Annotated in this window: 10 protein-coding genes and 2 pseudogenes; 5 read left to right on the forward strand and 7 right to left on the reverse strand. The window is 45.5% G+C overall.

Features of this window, described 5'->3' with window-relative positions; translation table 11 throughout:
- Window positions 1–80: 80 nt before the first annotated feature.
- From QUA58_RS06090 to QUA58_RS06100, 3 genes and pseudogenes are all read left to right on the forward strand, one after another.
- A pseudogene (locus tag QUA58_RS06090) lies at window positions 81–3,827 on the forward strand (PAS domain S-box protein); the annotation flags it as partial.
- Between the two features lie 3 nt (window positions 3,828–3,830).
- Entirely contained in the window at window positions 3,831–5,552 is a 1,722-nt protein-coding gene (locus QUA58_RS06095; RefSeq protein ID WP_333393335.1) for an EAL domain-containing protein, read from the forward strand.
- Window positions 5,553–5,715: 163 nt separating this feature from the next.
- A complete protein-coding gene (locus tag QUA58_RS06100) occupies window positions 5,716–6,849 on the forward strand; it encodes a hybrid sensor histidine kinase/response regulator (RefSeq protein WP_333393336.1) in 1,134 nt (377 codons plus the stop codon).
- A gap of 37 nt (window positions 6,850–6,886) precedes the next feature.
- On the opposite strand, the gene QUA58_RS06105 is transcribed toward QUA58_RS06100, so the two are convergent.
- The 7 genes and pseudogenes from QUA58_RS06105 to QUA58_RS06135 all read right to left on the reverse strand — a co-directional run bounded on the left by QUA58_RS06105 (window position 6,887) and on the right by QUA58_RS06135 (window position 12,400).
- A complete protein-coding gene (locus QUA58_RS06105; RefSeq protein WP_333393337.1) occupies window positions 6,887–7,477 on the reverse strand; it encodes a Uma2 family endonuclease in 591 nt (196 codons plus the stop codon).
- Between the two features lie 194 nt (window positions 7,478–7,671).
- Entirely contained in the window at window positions 7,672–9,309 is a 1,638-nt protein-coding gene (locus QUA58_RS06110; protein WP_333393338.1) for a family 10 glycosylhydrolase, read from the reverse strand.
- Window positions 9,310–9,416: 107 nt separating this feature from the next.
- Window positions 9,417–9,542, reverse strand: a pseudogene (locus QUA58_RS06115) (alpha-E domain-containing protein); the annotation flags it as partial.
- A gap of 4 nt (window positions 9,543–9,546) precedes the next feature.
- On the reverse strand, window positions 9,547–10,329 hold the full coding sequence (locus QUA58_RS06120) for a hypothetical protein (protein WP_333393339.1): 783 nt from the start codon (window positions 10,327–10,329) through the stop codon (window positions 9,547–9,549).
- On the reverse strand, window positions 10,322–11,689 hold the full coding sequence (locus QUA58_RS06125; RefSeq protein ID WP_333393340.1) for a ParA family protein: 1,368 nt from the start codon (window positions 11,687–11,689) through the stop codon (window positions 10,322–10,324). Before QUA58_RS06125 ends, QUA58_RS06120 begins: the two co-directional genes overlap by 8 nt.
- 197 nt (window positions 11,690–11,886) lie before the next feature.
- Window positions 11,887–12,168, reverse strand: a complete 282-nt coding sequence (locus tag QUA58_RS06130) for a type II toxin-antitoxin system RelE/ParE family toxin (protein ID WP_333252573.1) — start codon at window positions 12,166–12,168, stop codon at window positions 11,887–11,889.
- On the reverse strand, window positions 12,158–12,400 hold the full coding sequence (locus QUA58_RS06135; protein ID WP_333252571.1) for a CopG family transcriptional regulator: 243 nt from the start codon (window positions 12,398–12,400) through the stop codon (window positions 12,158–12,160). The genes QUA58_RS06130 and QUA58_RS06135 overlap by 11 nt, the downstream gene beginning before the upstream one ends.
- A 129-nt stretch (window positions 12,401–12,529) precedes the next feature.
- Here QUA58_RS06135 and QUA58_RS06140 point away from each other — a divergent pair, with 129 nt between their 5' ends.
- Together QUA58_RS06140 and QUA58_RS06145 are read left to right on the forward strand one after the other, a co-directional pair.
- The gene (locus tag QUA58_RS06140) at window positions 12,530–14,578 is read left to right on the forward strand and encodes an Eco57I restriction-modification methylase domain-containing protein (RefSeq protein ID WP_333393341.1); all 2,049 of its coding nucleotides are present in this window, start codon (window positions 12,530–12,532) and stop codon (window positions 14,576–14,578) included.
- A gap of 134 nt (window positions 14,579–14,712) precedes the next feature.
- Window positions 14,713–16,077: an MFS transporter gene (locus QUA58_RS06145; protein ID WP_333252569.1), complete on the forward strand. Its 1,365-nt coding sequence runs from the start codon at window positions 14,713–14,715 to the stop codon at window positions 16,075–16,077.
- The last annotated feature ends 172 nt before the right edge of the window (window positions 16,078–16,249 follow it).

Below are 16,249 nucleotides of genomic sequence, written 5' to 3' on the forward strand. Positions count from 1 at the left end.
GACCACCGTAGCGAGAGTAAAACTTTGGGTATTACCTAAAGCTGCTTTGTCCGCAGAATCTCAGCGGCTTCAGCCCTGAGAGTGTCAATTCCACTGACCCAACTGGCATCATCCAGACCTTTAATGCCGGGGCCGAACGGATGCTGGGTTACAGTGCCGCAGAAATAGTTGGCAAAGTCACACCCATACTCATCCACGATGTAAACGAGGTAATCGATCGGGCCGCATCCCTCTCAGCGGAACTGGGGCAAGATGTGCCTCCGGGCTTTGAGGTTTTTGTTGCCAAAGCACACCAAGGCATTGTCAGCGAAGAAGAGTGGAGCTATATCCGCAAAGATGGCGATCGCTTTCCTGTGTCCATATCCATCACCGCCCTCAAGGATGCCAATCAGCAAATTATGGGCTTTTTAGGCATCGCCAAAGATATTAGCGATCGCAAACGAACCGCAGCAGAACTACAGAAACTATCAGATCGTCTCGCCTTGTCCCTCAAATCTGGGGCGATCGGCTGTTGGGAATGGGACATTGTACACAACATCATCCTTTGGGATGAGCGGATGTACGAACTTTATGGTGTCACAAAACAATCTGATTCCCGTGTGGTCTACGACATTTGGGTAAGCGGACTACATCCCGATGACCGCACCTCCACCGAAACATTGCTCCAGCAAGCTGTTTTAGGACAGGCAGAATACGATACCGAGTTTCGGGTGGTACATCCCGATGGCAGCATCCACTTTATTAAAGCCTATGGGGTTGTGGTGCGAGATGCACAGGGCAATCCCCAAGGTATGACGGGAGTAAACTTTGATATTAGCGATCGCAAACAAGCTGAACTCGAACGGCAGCAGTTAATTCAAGAACTCTCCGCTTTCAAACTCGCCCTCGATCGGTCTGCCATTGTCGCCATCACCGATGCTCAAGGGGCGATATCCTACGTCAACGATCGCTTCTGTACAATCTCTGGCTACTCCCGGGATGAACTACTCGGCCAAACCCATCGCATTGTCAACTCTGGCTATCATCCCCCCGACTTTTTCCAAAACCTGTGGCGCACCATTACCAACGGTCAAATTTGGCGCGGTGAAGTTTGCAATCGGACGAAGAACGGTAGCCTGTACTGGGTTGCCAGCACCATCGTCCCCTTTCTGGACGAAGGCGGGCGGCCTTTTCAGTATCTAGCCATTCGCTTCGACATTACCGCCCGCAAGTTGGCTCAAGCAACGCTTCAGCAGGAAAATACTTTCCGTCAACAAATTGTAGAAAACATGGCAGAAGGGCTGTGTGTTTGCCATGAAGTTGAGGAGTTTCCCTTTGTCCGCTTCACGGTCTGGAATCAGCAAATGCAAGCGATTACGGGCTACACCTTAGAAGAAATCAACCACTTGGGTTGGTATCAAAGTGTGTACCCGGATGTAGAGGCTCAAGAACAGGCGATCTCCAACCTCAGACAGATACAAGAAGGGGAAAGCTTTATTGCTCAGGAAAGGGAAATCCAGCGTAAAGATGGGCAGAAACGCACAATCGCCATTACTGCCTCAATCCTATCGAGCAACGACGGACTGATTTATATACTGACCTTGATCCAAGACATTACCGATCGCAAACAGATTCAGGCTCAATTAGCAGAGAGTGAAGGTAAATTCCGGCGGCTAGTAGAAGGAGGTAAAGATGTGATTTGGTCATCCGATCGAGATGGCATTATCACTTATCTCTCACCGCAATTCAAGAATGTTTTTGGCTGGGAAGAGAGTGAATGGATTGGTAAGCCGTTTATAGAGCTGGTGCATCCAGACGATCTCCTATTCGTGCATAGTGATTATGAGCAGAATATCAATTTTTCTAAAAACTCAAGTAATTCTGAGTTCCGACATCACCACCACAATGGTAATTATATTTGGGTGAGAACCAGCATCACAGCTATTACAAATGCTCAAGGAGTAGTGATTAATATCCAGGGAGTTTTATCGGATATCACCGATCGCAAACAAGCCGAACTGAGATTGGAACAACAGGCAAAACAGGAACGCTTGCTGGGATCGATTACTCAAAGGATGCGGTCATCTCTGAACCTGAACGAGATTCTCAATGTCACTGTTGAGGAAATCCATCAGGTTTTGCAATCCGATCGAATGCTAGTCTATCGCGTGTTTCCGGGAGGAACGGGGGCTGCTATTGCGGAATCTGTTTTGCCCAAATGGCCGCGTATTCTGGATATCGTCTTTCCTGAAGAAGTTTTCCCAGAAGAGAACTACGATCGCTATCTCCAAGGAAGAGTGTATGCCCTCAGCGATCGCGAAGATGAAAACCAGCCAGTCTTACCTTGCTTGATTGAATTCCTCGAATCCATCCAGGTCAGAGCTAAAGTTGTAGTTCCAATTATTGTGAATCAAACTCTGTGGGGATTACTGATCGCCCATCAGTGCGAGCGTCCGCGCCAGTGGGATGATTGGGAAATTAATTTATTTAAACAAACGGCTAACCAATTAGCGATCGCGATTCAGCAGTCTAATCTTTTTGAGCAATTACAGACAGAATTAGCCGAACGTCAACGGGCAGAAGCCCAACTGACCGAAACGAACGCCCAACTCGGCATTTCCAACGAAGAATTAATCCGCGCTACAAGGCTCAAAGACGAATTCCTCGCCAATATGAGTCACGAACTCCGCACTCCTCTCAATGCCATTCTGGGCATGAGCGAGGGGCTACAAGATCGAGTCTTTGGCATCGTCAACGAACGACAAATTAAAGCTTTACAAACCATCGAGCGCAGTGGCTCTCATTTGCTAGAATTAATCAACGACATTTTGGATGTCGCCAAAATTGAATCGGGTCAAATGGAGCTGGATTGCACCCCAGTTTCTGTCAATCATCTCTGTCAATCCAGTCTAGCATTTATCTCACAACAAGCCCTGCAAAAACGCCTCCAGCTAGAGACTAAACTGCAACTCAATCTGCCCGACTTATTGATTGATGAACGGCGCATCCGCCAAGTCTTGATCAACCTGCTCAACAACGCTGTCAAATTCACTCCAGACGGAGGACGCATTACTCTAGAAGTCAGCCGTCAACAGCGCCCGGCCGACCCTGATTCTGCCGATTCCCCACCTCATTTTTTGGTCAAAGAGATACTGCGAATTGCTGTGATTGATACGGGCATCGGTATTGCCCCAGAAGATATCAACAAACTGTTTCAGCCCTTTATCCAAATCGATAGCGCCCTGAACCGCCAATATCAGGGGACAGGCTTGGGGCTTGCCCTGGTGAAACGCATTGTCGAACTCCACGGCGGGCAGGTGTTGCTCACTAGCGAGGTGGGTGTAGGAAGTTGCTTCGCGATTGAATTCGAGGGCAGGCACGGGGGCACTGCCCCTACTGGTGCGCCCTCCTCTCGTGACCTAGAATCCCAGACCGATCCCCGCATCGAACCCAGCCAGCCCGAACAGGAAGGTTCTCCCTTAATCTTGCTGGCCGAAGACAACGAAGCCAATATCAGTACGGTTTCGAGCTACCTGAGAGCTAAAGGCTATCGCATTCTTTTGGCTAAGAATGGAGAGGAGGCGATCGCCCTGGCCAAGTCGGAAAACCCCAATTTAATTCTGATGGACATTCAAATGCCTGGTATGGATGGTCTAGAAGCTATGCAGCAGATTCGCCTCGATCCTAACTTAGTCGATGTGCCGATCGTTGCCCTAACTGCCTTAGCCATGACAGGTGATCGCGATCGTTGCCTTACCGCCGGAGCTAATGATTACCTTAGTAAACCCGTTAAACTGAAGCAGTTAGCTGCCACCATTCAACACCTTTTAACTTCTCAGGGAAGATAATTCATGAATGTATTATCTGTTTTGGTCATTGACGACGAACCTGATAATTTTGATGTGATTGAAACTCTGTTGAACGATCGAGACTATCAATTGCATTACGCTGCCAGCGGACAAGAAGCGATCGATTCCTTAAACCTCTTTGAGCCAGATGTGATTTTGCTGGATGTGATGATGCCAGGGATGGATGGCATTGAAGTTTGTCAACGCATTAAAGCTATGCCCAAATGGGAAGCTGTGCCGATCGTTATGGTGACTGCCCTGACAACCAAAACGGAGCTCGCAAGATGTTTGACGGCTGGGGCGGATGACTTTATCAGCAAGCCCGTGAATCGCTTGGAATTAACAGCAAGGGTGCGATCGATGTTACGCATCCATCGACAATATCAGCAATTAGTAACCTTCAATGCCCGATTAGAAGCAACGGTGCAACAGCGAACCGCCCAGTTGCAAACCATGATTTTTCAGGATGCGCTTACAACGCTACCCAGTCGGACTTTCTTACTTCAGAAGTTGGCTGAGGTTTTACAAGCTGGGGAATCCTCCTTTGCGGTGGTTTATCTAGACTGCGATCGGTTCAAACTGGTGAATGGTTCCTTTGGCTACGCTATTGGCAATCAATTGCTGATCGCCATCACAGAACGGTTACAGCATCATCTGCGCCCCGGCGACGTGTTAGCGCGTATGGGTGAGGATGAGTTTTGCTTTTTGCTGCACCAAATTGATGGTGCGATCGCCCTTGAACCATTTATCCAAGCTATTCTACGGGGCTTTGACACATCGTTTGTGGTTGCCGATTGCGAACTCTTTATGACTGCTTGTATCGGCATTGCTCTAGGCAGTAGTGTTTATCAACAACCGGAAGAACCCTTGCAAGATGCTGATACGGCAATGTACAAAGCTAAACTTCGAGGTAAAGGCTGCTATCAAATCTTCGATCGCCAGATGTCTTTGGCAATGCTGAACCGCCTGACGCTGGAAAATGATTTGCAGCGAGCGCTGAAACATCAAGAGTTTGTCACCTACTACCAGCCGATTGTGAATCTTCAAACCCAAAACGTCGTTGGATTTGAAGCACTGGTACGCTGGCAACATCCCGATCGAGACATGGTTTTACCAGGAGAATTTATCCCCTGCATGGAGGAAACAGGGCTGATTGTGCCAGTCGGGATGCTGGTGTTGAAGCAGGCGTGTCAGCAACTGCGTGCATGGCAGCAACGGGGCTGGACGCAGTTAACCATGAGCGTAAACCTTTCGGTGCGGCAATTTACTTGCCCCACCCTCTTGGCTGATATCGATCGGGTTTTGGCAGAAACCGCTGTCAATCCCGCTCTCCTGAAACTGGAAATTACCGAAAGCGCGATCGTGGACAATGCTCAGAAGGCGATCGCGCTGACTGAACAATTGCGATCGCGGCAAATTCAGATCAGCATTGATGACTTTGGCACGGGGTATTCTTCCCTGGGTTATTTGCACTGTTTTCCTGTGGATAACCTCAAAATCGATCGCTCTTTTGTCAATCTGATCCAAGCAGGAAATCGCAACTATCAAGTTGTTAACACCATTATTACTCTGAGTAATCAACTCGAACTTGCCGTCATTGCCGAAGGCATTGAAACGACTCAGCAACTTCAGTGCCTCCAACAACTGGGCTGTGAATTTGGACAGGGTTATTTATTTTCTAAACCCCTCGCGGGGGCTGAAATTGAAAGGATTTATCTCAAATAGGTTGGGTTTAGCCTTTTGCAAAATGCTCGTTGAGGCACATGGCGAAATTTCTGTCAGAACCAACCAACCGCAAGGAAGCATTTTTGAAATCACTTGGGCAGCACAGCTAAAAACTATCACCTAAACCCCTAAAACTTTATACATTCTTGCACGGGTTACAACCATGTCTCAATTCTCTATCTTAATTGTTGATGATGAGCCGGATAACTTTGATGTACTTGAAACGTTGTTATCAGAGCAGGAGTATGAATTGTATTACGCTGCTAATGGTCAAGAGGCGATCGGATCTCTAGATTTATTTAAGCCCGATATAATTTTACTCGATGTGATGATGCCAGGAATAGACGGGATCGAAGTTTGTCGGCAAATCAAAGCGATGTCAAAATGGAAAGCTGTTCCAATCATTATGGTAACGGCATTAAGCTCAAAATCCGATCTTGCCCAGTGTCTAACCGCCGGCGCCGACGACTTTATTAGTAAACCTCTGAATGGAATTGAACTGCGTGCCCGCGTACATTCAATGCTCAGAATCAAGCAACAGTATGATAATATCCAGAACTTATACTACATCCAAGAAAATACCATTAATGTCTTGGAAAGCACCCTCAATGAACTGCGTGGCAACTTAGCTTCTAGTCTGTCCCACGAACTGAATACGCCCCTCAATGGCATCTTAGGCACGATCGGGTTGCTCAAGGACGATCTCGAAGACATGGATATCGCCGAAATCCGTGAGATGTTAGGCTGGGCCGATGAATCAGCCCGTCGCCTAGAAAAATTAACGAAAAAATTCCTGATTTATTTAGAATTAGAACTATCCGCAAGTCGCCAGCACAAGATCCAATCTGCCCGGACTCAATTTTCAGCTTCCGCCATTGAAGCCGCGTTGAAATCCCAGGCTGAGAGCGTCAACCGTAAGAACGATCTCGTGTTGGCATTTGAGGAAGCGGAGATCGCTCTATCAGAGCGATATCTATCAACGATTGTCTATCAATTAGTTGATAATGCGCTGAAATTCTCCTCACCAGAGACAACCATTAAAGTTAGTAGTCAAGTTGTAGGGAAGATGCTGAATATATCTGTACATGACTCAGGGCGAGGCTTGACTGAAGAGCAAATTGCTAAAATCGGTGCTTTCATGCAGTTTGATCGCAAGACTTATGAGCAACAGGGCCTCGGTATCGGCTTAAAAATTGTCAAGAAAATTGTCGAACTCGCAGGAGGAGAGTTCTCAATTACCAGTATCTATCAAAAGGAAACAACGGTACATATCACTCTGCCGATTGTCGGCAATTAGCATGAGTTTTTATATCAACTCCGGTGGCATCGTTTTTTCAATTTGATACTGATACCAGAGGAGGCAACATTGCCTGAATTGCGATATTGAACGCGGGAAATTCCAGCGGTGAAATGCTCGCAGTTTCCCCAATAATTACTTCGCTTTGATACCCATTTTCAGCGGGTTCTCGAAAAACATGGAGTTGTCGCTCATTCACATTTAGCACCCAATAATCGGCAATTCCCGATCGCCCGTAAGCTTTGGCTTTAATTTCGCGATCGAAAGTTAAGCTGCTGTCGGCCACTTCGATAATTAAATATACCTCTGAGGGAGTCGGATGGTGAGTCGCATAGTCAAACGGATCGATTCTGACTACGGCGATATCCGGTTCGGGTTCAGAATTGTCATCGAGTGCGATCGGATCTTGCATTCGTACCCACGCCAGATTTGCAAAAAGGCTTTGCAGCAATCTATCTGTACGCCCTAACGCGGAGGTGTGAGCAGTTCCTTTTGCACTCATTTTGATGATATTTCCTAAAAGTAATTCGACTCGTTCCTCTGGGTGAAAAAATCCCATCTCTCCCAGTTTGTGATACTCTTTAACTGTCCATTTACGGAGCGTGAAAGCAGGTTCTGTTGTTAGCATATCTCGATTGATAAATTTATAATTAGATGTGGGATGATTTTATTTTAGCTTATGATATTAACGGATTTAACTGGTTCCCAGGCAGAGCCTGGGAACCGATATCTAGAGGCTCTGCCTCGGAAGCTTTTATCGAAATTGGAGGCACAGCCTCCGGATCTGCGTTACCAGGCAGAGCCTGGTAACGAGTAGACCAGTTAAGATGCTCCGAGATTGATTTTTGTTACTTCACCGGCGACAACATTAACTGTTTGTTGAATTTGACTACCGTCAACTTTCAACTGATAAGTTCCTGGAGAAAGCTCGATCGCCCCAAACCATCCTTTACCATCCGCGCGCAGTTGGCGCACTTTGCCCGCAGCATCGATCGACTGCAATGTCAAGCTGGCACCGTCGCAAGTACGCGCGGCGAAGCTATCCCGTAGGGAATCGCAGCGCTGCAAATTTCCGGCGATCGCACCTGTAGTCGGCCGCGACTTCCAAGGCATATCGGGAACCGCTGCTGCTGTCGCCCACACAGGCTGTGTTTCATAGGTTTTGCCCGTCGCAGCATCAACGTATTGACTCGGCTGCGAAAGCGCGGTGTAAAACAAATCGTTGCTTTGGGGAACGTATTTCCAAGGCTGGCGGGGCAAATCACCGCTACCGCCCGATCGCAGTTCCACATTCGTGTACACGTTGCTGCTAGCGTAGGAATAGAGCACCGTACCGGCTACGTGATTTCCTTTTGCAGAGGGATCTTCGGCGCGGCGAACCTGCGCTAGGGTATCTTCGATGTAGTTGAGGTAATTGCCGGGGCCGATCGCAATTTGGCGGTTGTACTGGTGGTCTTTGGCGTACTCGATCCAGTGGTCATAAGCGAGTTTTTGCGATCGTTTGTACTCGCGCTGGTAAGTCATCGGCATCGCCATGTCTACGATCCCTTCTTCCAGCCAAGCGCGCCAATCCTGCAATACTTCTTTGTAAGGCTGCGTTTGATACCACCCTGCATCGTTTTTTGGGCCGTCGCCCCAGGCGATCGTGGCGGCGGTAATTTTAACACGCGGTTTAATCGCAAGGCTTTCTACATAAAGCTTCCGCACTAAATTTGTCACCTGATCTCGCCGCCACTGCATCCACGCGGGATCGGTGGGTGCGGGTTTGCCCGATCGACCTGTTTGCTGATTGAAACGGGCGATCGCAGTCGGATTGTAGCCCCAAGTCGGCCCGCCGTAGCGCACATAATCCAACTGTACCCCGTCCACATCGTAGCGCTTCAGCAAGTCCAAATAGACGGAAACAGTATAATCTAGGGCGTCTGGATGGCCGGGATCGAGATAGCCTTGGGCTTCCCCACCGTAAGTCAGCATCGCCCAATTGTCGCTGCCGGGGGCAGAAGGCCCGTGTTGTTGCCAAACGTGACCGGCGGGAAGTTTGGTGCCCGAAACCACCGGCAGCGTCACCATCCAAGCGTGTACTTCAATGCCTGCGGCGTGGGCTTTGTCAATCAAATCTTGCAGGGGATCGAAACCGGGGGGAACGTTGGGATCGAGGGTGCGGGGTTCGATCGCACTCGTGTAAAAAGCATCGCCACGGCGGCGGACTTGGGCGACGATCGCGTTGGCATTTGCCCGCTGCGCGTCTGCGATCAATTTTGTGACTTCTTGAGGGGTTTTGAAGCCGGGGTTGAAGGCGTCCACCCAGAAGGCGCGAAATTCGGCGGTTTGGGTTGGCGGGGGCATAGTTGCGTTAGCGCGGGATGGGAAGTTGGAGAACCAACCAGGAGTCAGCAGAAAACTAATTGTTAAGCCAATCAGGAACAAGCTTGACAAAAAGAATGTTTTGGTATTTCGCATCAGAAATGTGTGAGAGAGCGTTTAACAGTCCTTTACGGACTTTTGGTTTGAGCGTCCGCTTGACATTTTCGCACAATCGTACATTAATTGGGTCGATCGGTAAATAGTTGAGTAATACCGCTGGGAGAGTCGAGGATGAGATTAAAATTGACCTCGGCAAAATTGGCGATATTTTCCGATCTTTCAATATAGCGGTTGAGCCAGTAAATTGAATCCGCTACACCACTTAACATAGTTTTAGAGGCTAAATAGGGTTTTAATGATTTTCATTTTGGCTGTATCAAGGCCGGGTTCAAGTTTGGCAATTGGAGTTAGGCTTTTCCACTTGCCTTTATTCGCGGTGAAGATAGCATCGGCTGTTTTTTCGGCATCAATATTTTCAAAGCCTCCTATTTTATTGGTTGATAAGTAATTGAGACGATCGAAAATCTCATCTCTTGATGCACGTTTCACGCTGACTGCTTGAGGAGGAGGAGGCGACGGCGGTGGCGGTGATATAGAAAATACTTTAGTAATACAATCTAATCTCGCCTTAGTCAATCCACATTGTAGCTTAGTCAGAGGGGTAAAATCTGACCATTGCTTACGGTTAGAGTCTACAATTTTTTTGGCAGCTTCAACCGGTTTTACTGTCTTCCAATTATGTTCTTTAACTAAGTATTTAAGTACAGCTATAATAGTATCTTCTGATGCTGTACTCAGATTGACTGTGGGAATTGCTTCTCGTGCTAAAATCTTTGCTTGTTCAATATTTGATGGTTTTGGATCAATAACAATGCACCATACTAGCTTTAATTTAGCTTGTTGAGCTACAGCATAGACAAAGTTATTGCTCACAACTTGATACTTAGAATCGCCTGTTTCTTTGACGATAATCGGAATCCAGTTGCGATTACCTGCTTGTAGGACGGTTTCTGCTGCTCCGGCAATGATAAACTCTGACTCTGAGCATGGTTCTGCTGATTCAATTTTAGCCAACTCCAAGTGCATTAACTTACCGATATTCTCTGAATTACTCATACAAAAAATACTCCTTCGCTAATTTTAAATAATATTCAGCGGCTTTTTTGTGTTGAAAAACCGCTGGTCTTCGAGAAAAAGCTGCACTTGAAACAACTTCATATTCTGGAATAGTGAATATAGTTGTGTCAATCTCCGATTTTGTAGATTTAGGCCAATAATAGGGTAACAAGTTATGGTCGATAATATGATTCTCCCCTTTCTTAACTGTAAGAATTGCTTTAATTTCTGCATTTGCTCTTTTCTTTGAAGCCTCTGTTTCTTTATGTCTATTGAAAAAAATCGGCAAGGCAATAGGGCCACCATCCTGCCTTAGCTTCTTAACTTCCGGTAAGAATTCTGTAATAACTTTAGCAGCATTTTTTAAAGATGAAAAGTTATTATGTTCTGTTGGCATAAGAATTACATCAGAAGCTCTCACAGAACTTTTACTAAAAAAAGTCCAGTTCGTAGGCGCATCAATTAAGATGTAATCATAATTACGAACAAAAATATCAAGCAAATCTCGCAGCATTGCTGAACCTTTCTCAATTTTTGCTTCATACTCATAACCCATGAACTTAGATAACCCTGAATCAGATGGGATTACATCAAATATCTTAACTAATTGACCTGCTTTATTCTTTAGATTAAAGGGTTGAATAGTTTCTTTAACATTCAATGATTCATCAACCAGGCAATCAGATAATTTGACTTTTCCCTCCTGTAAGCCTAATGAATCTGTTAAATCTCCTTGTTGGGGATCGAAGTCAACAACAAGCACTGTTTTCTGCTGTTGTCGAAGAATCGCAGCCAAGTTGATTGTCGTTGTAGTTTTTCCCACGCCTCCCTTATCATTATAGATGCAAATTGTTAAAGCTTTGGGTTGGTTGTCCAGCAATTTCTTAATTCTAGTAATAATGTCAATGATGTTATTTTGGGTTATCCTCATGCAGTTAGTAGCAGGTAGTACGATTTTACCATGTCTGCGGAATAGCTGGATATCTGTTGAGTTGGTGATGATACCCCATTGAGATGTGTGGCACTTAGGAGCAAGAAGATAACCTGTTATCTGTTCTTTAGTTTTTTTGTACATGGGAGTACCTTCTGCTAAGTTAATGATTGCCTTTCCTGATACTCTACCTTTAACTTCAATGACTAAGTTTGGGTTAATCTTAGAAACTGAAAATTTATCAGTATCGTGATTCTTGCGAGCAGCAAAATCAGCAGGGCCCTTTCCTGTTTTAAACTGTTGTACCCACTCATCAGGGCTGAATCCAAGTGCATTTAGAAGGGGTTTGACAAATCGATCTTCGACTTCTGGCTCTGCTGCATTTTCTGAAATACTATCTAAAACTTCATTCCAGTTGATAGTTGTCATGATTTAGGCCTAGATACTTAAGTAAAATCATAACGCTTGGTTTGAGTTTGTGTCATCGTTAGCTACCTCCCGATCTAGCTATATGAACAGTCAACATACTTTTGTATAAGTTATATATTGTCGAAGGCGCTTGACTTTTTTGCACATCGGTGAAAATTTAGGCGAAAATACACTGAACTGGCGATCGGCAACATCACCTAATTTTCTGGATACTTTCTTGAACTGTGAAGGATACGGATAATTTCTACGTTTTCTTCTTTTACTCGATAGATGATGAGATAAGAGGTATTGGAAATGACCAATTCTCTAGTAGCTTCTACGCGACCAACTCTACCCATAAAAGGAAATTCGGCGAGTTGACCTACAGCACTCTGAATCCTTAAAATTAATTGCCTTGCTGCCTCTGGATCGTCTTTGACAATATATGCGTGAGCCTGTTCTAGATTTCGCAAAGCTTGTCGCAGCCACTTAATTTTCATTAGTCAATTTGGCAAAAACTGCTTGGACTTCATCATCGCTGGCAAAGTCTCCAGCTTCGGCCTCGGCAACGCCTTTGTTAATCTCATCAACCAGCCATTGATAATTTTCTAGGTAAGAAGCGATCGCTTGGTTCAAAACATAAGTTAAATCGCGATCGGTGACAGTAGCGATCGCCCTCAGCGCTTCTTTTTTATCGCTGTCTAGTAGAAATGTAAAATTTTCTTGACTCATGGCTGCCCTTTGCTGTTATGGGAAGAGAGTAAACTGCTACTATGATAGCGTAGAGATTCCTATTTTGGCGAAAATACACTGAACTGGCGATCCTCTTCGAGGGCTTCGCTAACGCACTTTTCTCAAAAAATGATAGCACTTCACTTTCAAACCCTAGCCCTGCCGCATGACAGCAATTTACTCGATCGAGTAGATGGCTGGCGCCAAGAAGCAACCCGAAAGTTGCAGCAAAGCCAGAGAGGAGAAAAGGGACAATTTTTAACACCTTCCTCCGTCGCAACTTTGATGGCGGGAATGTTTGAATTTAACTGTCCCGATATATCGCTTTTAGATGCCGGGGCTGGTATTGGTTCCCTGTTAGCAGCATTTGTTTGCGAACTTTGTCAGCGCCCAAATAGACCGCGTAGCCTGCACGTTACAGCTTATGAAATTGACCTTATTTTGATTGAATATCTCAAGGAAACTTTAGAATTGTGCAGTATAGAATGTCAGCATTTTGGGATATCTTTTACCTGTGAGGTGCGCGAAATTGATTTTATTCAAGACAGCGCCGATATGTTGCGGCCCAATCTATTTACACAACCAGTAAAACGGGAATTTACCCATGCAATTATCAATCCTCCCTATGCCAAGATAGACGCTAAATCCCAAGCCCGAACCTTGCTGCGTTCTATAGGACTAGAAACCAGCAATCTCTACGCTGGCTTCACAGTTGCTGCTGCTCACCTGCTCAAACTAAACGGTGAATTAGTATCGATTACTCCCCGCAGCTTTTGCAACGGTTTATACTTTCGAGATTTCCGCAAAGTATTCCTTCAAATGATGGCTTTACGCCAAGTACACATCTTTGAATCCCGACAGTTGCCATTTCGCGATGATGCCGTGCTGCAAGAAACTATTATTGTGCGCGCCACCAAACAAATAGAACAGCCAGATACTGTACTAATAACCTCAAGCAGCAGCGTGGGCGACGACCTGGTTTTGTCTCACCAACTGCCCTATACCGCCCTAATTAATCCCCAAGATTCCGAGCAATTTATTCGGATTTTACCGGATTCTGTCAGCCAGAAAGTAGTCGATCAAATGGCTCAATTTACTTGCACACTAGAGGAATTAGGCTTAACAGTTTCCACCGGAAAAGTTGTAGATTTTCGTGTTCGCTCTGACTTGCGGCTAAAACCGGAAAACGGTACAGTTCCGCTGATTTATCCCGCCCACTTCTGGGCTGGCGGTGTTGAATATCCCACAGCCACGAGAAAGCCTCAAGCTTTAGCTGTCACGGAAAAAACTGCTGCACTCCTCGTACCTAACGAACATTATGTTTTGAGCAAGCGCTTCTCCTCAAAGGAAGAGAAAAAGCGAATTGTTGCAGTTGTCTGGGATGCCAATAAAATTAATAGTTCTAGCGTTGGTTTTGAGAACCATTTGAATTACTTTCACCAACAGGGACGCGGATTAGACCTCACCCTGGCGCGGGGATTGGCAGTTTATCTAAATTCGAGCTTGGTAGATGCGTTTTTCCGACTGTTCAACGGACACACTCAAGTTAATGCTACGGATTTACGCAATTTGAAGTATCCTAATTTAGAGCCATTACTTTTACTGGGCGCTCAAATAAGAGAAATATTTCCTACACAGCGGGAGATCGATCGACTTGTCGAGACACAACTGCTGAAGGCGACAAGTCCGTTAGAAAATAGTCCGATAACAATCAAGAACCGTATTGATGAATCTCTAGAAATACTTGCAGCGCTGGGTTTTCCAAAAAGTCAGCTTAACGAACGTTCCGCCTTAACTCTTCTGGCTTTGCTTGACCTCAAGCCAAAGGATGCTTGGGAATCGGCAAAATCTCCACTTCGGGGAATCACACCAATTATGGAATTTATGGATCGGGAGTACAGTAAAAAATATGCACCAAATACGCGGAAAACTGTGCGCCGCCAGACTGTGCATCAGTTTCTAGATGCAGGTTTAATTGTTGTTAATCCTGACAGTCCCGAACGTCCGGCGAATAGTCCAAAAACTGCATATCAGATAGAAGAAAGTGCTTTGGAACTACTGCGAACTTATGACACTTCTGACTGGGACAAGAATGTTCGCGCTTACCTCGTTCATTTTAAGGGAGAAAAAATTTTGCAGGCTTATTCCAAAAATGAAAATATTTGTGACTCAGAATGATGCTAAAATACACCATTTATATGGCTGCCGCTGGCATCGGAATGACATATACTGTGATGCCAGGGGTTGAATAGACCGGAATTGTCGATCGCACTCCGTAAATCAAATAAGTAACTAGGTAAAATATCTCTGCAATGGAAAAAAAGCATAACGCTGGATTGTGGGTATCAGTATTATACTTCGCTCAAGGTCTCCCTTACACCGTCGTTAATTTAATGTCGGTGATTTTTTTGAAAGGTATGGGAACCAGCAACGAACTCATCGGCTTGACAAGTCTTTTGTCTTTTCCTTGGGTTTTAAAAGGTTTGTGGGGGCCAGTGGTTGATTTGTATTCCACCAAACGCAAATGGATTTTAACAACCGAAATCATTTGTGCTTTTCTGTTTGCTTTCCTAGCTTTTGGCGTATTAACGCCGGCACCGATTATTATATCGCTTGTTATCTTTACGGCGATCGCCTTTGTGTCAGCTACTCACGACATCGCCATTGACGGATTTTATTTAAACACTCTCAATAAAGACCAGCAAGCCTTGTTTGTCGGGGTTCGCAACACGGCTTATAGAGGTGCTGTCATTGCTGGTAGCGGTATATTGGTTTTCTTCGCCGGGAAACTGGCCGAACAGCATTTAGTCACCGGAAATACAGGCGATACCAAAATATATCAAGACATTCCGCTGTCACTTTTCGGTTCGGATTTTAGCGTGTCTGCGCTTAACTACGGATGGGCGACAGCCTTTGGCATTTGTGCCATTATGTTTGTGCTGATATATCTCTTTCAGCGGTGGTATCTTCCCTATCCTAGAAATTATGCTATGGAAGCCGACGCACCCCAACAAACAACAAGCTTTATCGAAGCATTTAAAAGTTATTTTCAGCAAGATAAAATTGGTTGGATTGTTACTTATGTCGTGATTTTTAGGTTAGGCGATGCCTTGACGTTTAAAATGGCTCCGCCATTTTTAATGGATAAAGTGGAGAAAGGAGGATTAGCAGTTTCTACCTCGGAAATGGGTTTATTATCCGGTACTTTAGGGGTAATGTTTCTGTTAATTGGAGGGTTGTTGGGCGGCTATTTGATTGCTAAACAAGGATTGAAAAAATGGATGTGGCCGACGGCAATTTTGCAAAATTCAACTAACGTGCTGTATTGGCTGTTGGCAATACATCAACCGGGGATTGAATGGGCTTATGCCGTAAATTCGATCGAGCAATTTACTTACGGACTTGGCGTAGCTGCCTATACAGTGTTCTTGATGCGGACTGTCCGCCCTGAATACGAAGCATCTCACTATGCAATTACAACGGCTTTTATGGCCGCAGGAGTGCTGATTCCGGGCGTTTTTAGCGGCTACTTGCAGGCGAATCTCGGCTATCAAAATTATTTTTTGATGAGCGCGCTGGCTGTGATTCCCGGTATGCTAACCATTTTCTTTCTGCCACTAGAAGATGAGAAAAAATTAGCAGCCATGCCCAGGCCTGGACTTGACGATTTCGATTAATATCAAGTCCGGTCGCTATAATTATAAGAGCCGGGCGGGGCGGGTTTACCAATGTCTGCACTACTTTTTCGAGATTGCGGTGAACCCGCCCCAGCAGGAATATTGATGTTTTTAATCATGGAATGAGTATAAATTCTGTGTGGGGTTCCTAAAATAAAATAAGGACACAACA

The sequence above is a fragment of the Microcoleus sp. N9_A1 genome, assembly GCF_036701795.1.
Lineage (GTDB): Bacteria > Cyanobacteriota > Cyanobacteriia > Cyanobacteriales > Microcoleaceae > Microcoleus.